This window comes from Campylobacter concisus (assembly GCF_002912895.1).
GTDB classification, from domain to species: domain Bacteria; phylum Campylobacterota; class Campylobacteria; order Campylobacterales; family Campylobacteraceae; genus Campylobacter_A; species Campylobacter_A concisus_G.
This window is the reverse complement of record NZ_POZX01000075.1, coordinates 1-4,104: the sequence shown is the minus strand read 5'-3', so window position 1 is coordinate 4,104 and position 4,104 is coordinate 1. Positions and strand designations below refer to the sequence as shown.

The window sequence follows — 4,104 nt, the reverse complement described above, 5'->3', positions numbered from 1 at the left end:
AATATATTGAGAACTATCAAGACAATATTTATCTTTTACAAACGCAATATAATGAACCTTACAGAGATACTGGCGTTTTTACTTCTGATTTTTGGAAGCCTATATTACATGAGTTAAATTTGCCATATAGGCGACTTTATAATATGCGACATACTTATGCTACTTCTATGCTTTATGGTAATTATGTTACCCCAGTAGAGTTATCAAAGCTCTTGGGCCATTCCACTCCTAAAATGATTTACGATGTATATGTAAATTATCTTAATTCAAACTTAAAAGATTTTAAGCGAGATATTTCAATTTATTAATTTGGGTCGTCAAAGGGATTTTTTATTTTTAAAAAATTGTTCTTAAATGTCGTAATTTGGGGATTTGTGGCGGACAGAGAGGGATTTGAACCCTCGAGCCCCGATTAAGAGCTGCACCCTTAGCAGGGGTGTGGTTTCAGCCACTCACCCATCTGTCCATAAAAAGAAATCGCATTATAATTGAACGCCGCTGATATCTTGCTTAAATTTGTATTTCACAATTGTAGACCTCAGATAGAAGATCTAAAAACAAAAATTTATAAATTTAGCTCTTCAAAGGTTACCATTTTAGCTTGGTTTTTGTCTAAGCGTGGTGTATTGGCGTAGTAGCAAATCATACGATAAAACATATAAAAGCACCTATCGCTACCGCGACTAAACGCCTTTGTGCACTCAAACATCTCGTCCGGATCCGCATCCTTTAGGGAAGCGATATTGGTGTAGTGAGTGTCAGCAGATCCACCTCTGTCACTTCGCCGACATAGAGAATTTTCTTAGAATCACTCAAATTTAGCTCCTCACTTCGCTTTGATATTATCTTCACGCAACATTTTGTAAAAAAGCTTAGTTAAAAACGACTTCACACAAGTTCAAATTTTAAATTTGCTGCAAAATTCGTTCACAAATTTCTCTTGGATTTACATTCTCATAAATCGGCCTACCAACAACGATAAAATCACTACCCTCTTGCTTTGCGCTCACTAAGTTTGCTACTCTTTTTTGATCTCCAGCGCTCTCGCCAAAAGGCCTAACACCAGGGCAAAGGGTGATAAATTTCTCATTTGTAACATCTTTGATGAGCTTGCTTTCAAAAACAGAACAGACCATTCCATCAAGCCCTGCTTCAAAACTCATCTGGCTAAATTTTCTAACAGCTCTTGCGATCGTATCATTATAAACAGAGTCAAACTCGCTCTCACTAAAGCTAGTAAGTGCCGACACTGCGAGCACTAAAGGACGGCTCCCAAGACCAACTAGCCTATCTATAACTGTCTTCATTGCGCGCTCACCAGCGCTAGCATGCACATTTATCATATCTACACCGATTTTTGAGACGACTTCAGCCGCATCTGCCATCGTATTTGGGATATCATAGAGCTTTAGATCGAGGAAAATTTTAAAATTTCCAAGTTCTTTTAACTCTTCTATAAATTTTGCCCCATCCCTAAGATAGCTTCTAAGCCCTACTTTTAGCCAAAGATCAAGCCCTTTTAGCTCTCTAGCAAGAGCTAAATTCTCTTCACGACTAGCCATATCAAGCGCAACACAGAGCCTCACAGATCGCCCTTTAGCTTATCAAGTACACCGTTTATAAATTTTGGTGCCTGATCACTTCCAAGCTCTTTCGCAAGTTCGATCGCTTCGTTTATGATGACAGCCTTATCAGTTTGGCTAAATTTCATCTCATAGAGCCCAAGTCTAAGAATGGCAAGCTCAGTCGCACCAACCTTGCTAAAATCGCCATCTTTTAGATATGGCTTTAAAATTTCATCTAGTTTTTCTTTGTTTGCGAGCACCTCTTTAAAAGTCTGCTGCGCCTCATGTTTACGCTCGTTTCTTATCTTTTTCTCTTCTAGAAATTCCTCTTCAAATGCAGCAGTTACCGGATTTATCTCATTTGAGTAGAGTAGCGAAACGACGGCCTGCCTAACCTGATGACGAGTCGCCATTTTACGCCTCCAAATTTTTATATAAGCTTAGCATCTCGATCACGCCCGTCATCGCTTCAAAGCCCTTATTTCCGGCCTTTGAGCCAGCTCGCTCGATGGCTTGTTCGATGCTATCTACCGTTAAAACGCCAAATGTCACTGGTTTGCCGTACTTTAACGTGACGTTTGCTATACCCTTGGTGGTCTCGGCGCTAACGTAGTCAAAGTGAGGCGTAGAGCCGCGGATAACCGCTCCCACGCAGCAAACTGCGTCAAATTTACCGCTAGCTAGCGCCTTTTCAAGCACCATCGGTATCTCAAACGCGCCCGGCACCAAAATGAGGCTCAAATTCGCCTCATCCCCGCCGTGACGCAAAAACGCGTCCCTCGCGCCCTCGACCAGCCTATCGGTGATGATGTGGTTAAACCTCGCGCCCACTATGGCGACCTTTTCGCCGCCTTTTAGAGCCAAATTTCCTTCGATTATTTTCATGGTTTCTCCTTAAGATTTTACTAAATATTATTTTTTGCTTTTAAAATTTTGATATCTTTTTTATCGTTTTTTATATTAAAGTTCTTTATTATATACTGTTGAGTTTCAGGCGACCAGTAAATTTTAAGGTATTTTTTCGCCCTAGTAATTGCTGTGTAAAAAATATTATGTGAAATATTCTCTTCGATTTCCCTTGTAATCACTATCTTTACACTATCATATTCCAAACCTTGCGATTTGTGAATAGAAACTGCATAAGCCAACATGAATGGGATTTTTTCACTAGCATCATCATTGTCTGTATTTATATTTTTATCCACACCAAAACCAACAATAGATTTATTATCATTTTTAGAAATAAGTTCTAAGCCAGCAGTAAAAACATGATCGTCTTCAAAAACCTTATCAACTTCTACTTTAAAATACAGCTCATTTTCTTCGTTTTTATCGATGATATTTATTATTTTGCCTTTAAGATTATTATGTAAATCGCTTATAAAAAAATTATTATCGACAAATAAAACAGGATCACCAATTTTAAATTCAAAATTTCCGATTTCAAAAGATTGATTTTTATTTACTATTTGCAAAAATTTATTAATATTATTTACTCCATAAAGACCATCATAATTCAAACAAAGCACAATTTCATCATCATATTCTTTTTTAAAAATTTCATCATTTTTTTCATCTAAATTTAAAAAATATTTCCCCCATACACCGAATTCTGTTATTGCATTATCGCCATCTTTAAAATTTCTAACACTCTCCCAAAATTTTAATAATTCATCATTGTTGGTTCTGTATGGCTTTACAAGCTCAAACAGGCAATGTTTTGGTAAAAAATCTTTTGCTATATCAAACCATGTACCATATCTTATGGCCTCTATTTGATATATATCCCCAATTAAAATAAGTCGTTTAAATTGCACTTTTTCCAAAATTTTGACCATATCAGCATTGCTTACCGTACTGCACTCATCTATAAAAAGCAAATCACACTCAAAATCTTGTTTAGAATTTACAATTTTAGCAATCGTATAAGTATTTCTAAAATTTGCATTTTGTACTTTTGATTTTATATTTTCTACAGCTGGATTTGTTTGAGCTAAAAATATCTGAGTTTTGCCTTGGTATAAATTTGCTATATAATCTGCTAAAGTTGATTTACCAGTTCCCGCCGCTCCATAAATAAATGCAACTTTTGTTTTAACAAAAAGCCTTTTAATAATCTCTATTTTATTTTTATCATCAATCCAATTTACATTATTTTCAAGCCAAGTATTAGCAAATTCTTCATATTTGTCTGAACCCTGCTGAGATAATTTTTTTAATTTTTTCAGAATACTAATGACGTCTTTTTCGTAACTCTGTATATAATATTTGCCTTTCCACTCACAAATTTTACGATCATTGTGAGTTCTGTAAAGCAAATTATTAAATTTATTTATTAAATTTTGAAGATCTGAAAAATGAGATAATTCCTCTTTTCCCGTATATAGCATTCCGTTACTTTGTGTATTTTGGATAATAAATCTAGCTAAAAATTCATGCTCTCTATTTTTATGCTCTACACATTCAAACAAATCTGATATTTTTGGATTATGCCAGCACAAACTTGAAACAAATGGCGTTTGGTCAAATGGAATACTTT

General features: G+C 35.6%; 5 protein-coding genes, 1 tRNA gene and 1 pseudogene. 1 reads left to right on the top strand and 6 read right to left on the bottom strand.

Annotated features, from left to right (window positions below; translation table 11 throughout):
• Positions 1-308 (top strand): annotated as a pseudogene (locus CYP51_RS09920) (tyrosine-type recombinase/integrase); the annotation flags it as partial.
• 67 nt (positions 309-375) lie between these two features.
• Here CYP51_RS09920 and CYP51_RS09245 read toward each other — a convergent pair.
• The 6 genes from CYP51_RS09245 to CYP51_RS09220 all read right to left on the bottom strand — a co-directional run.
• Positions 376-466, bottom strand: a tRNA-Ser gene (locus CYP51_RS09245).
• A 99-nt stretch (positions 467-565) separates the two neighbouring features.
• Positions 566-709, bottom strand: coding sequence for a hypothetical protein (locus tag CYP51_RS10210; protein ID WP_316352648.1), 144 nt, complete (start codon positions 707-709; stop codon positions 566-568).
• Positions 710-905: 196 nt separating this feature from the next.
• Positions 906-1,586 carry an orotidine-5'-phosphate decarboxylase gene (gene pyrF / locus CYP51_RS09235; RefSeq protein WP_103625207.1) on the bottom strand — a complete coding sequence of 227 codons (681 nt, stop codon included), beginning with the start codon at positions 1,584-1,586 and terminating at the stop codon, positions 906-908.
• Positions 1,583-1,978, bottom strand: coding sequence for a transcription antitermination factor NusB (gene nusB / locus CYP51_RS09230; RefSeq protein ID WP_085657769.1), 396 nt, complete (start codon positions 1,976-1,978; stop codon positions 1,583-1,585). The genes pyrF and nusB overlap by 4 nt, the downstream gene beginning before the upstream one ends.
• Position 1,979: 1 nt before the next feature.
• Positions 1,980-2,450: a 6,7-dimethyl-8-ribityllumazine synthase gene (gene ribH, locus CYP51_RS09225; protein ID WP_103625206.1), complete on the bottom strand. Its 471-nt coding sequence runs from the start codon at positions 2,448-2,450 to the stop codon at positions 1,980-1,982.
• 20 nt (positions 2,451-2,470) lie between these two features.
• A partial coding sequence (locus tag CYP51_RS09220; protein ID WP_180997763.1) for an ATP-dependent DNA helicase occupies positions 2,471-4,104 on the bottom strand: 1,634 nt, incomplete at its 5' end.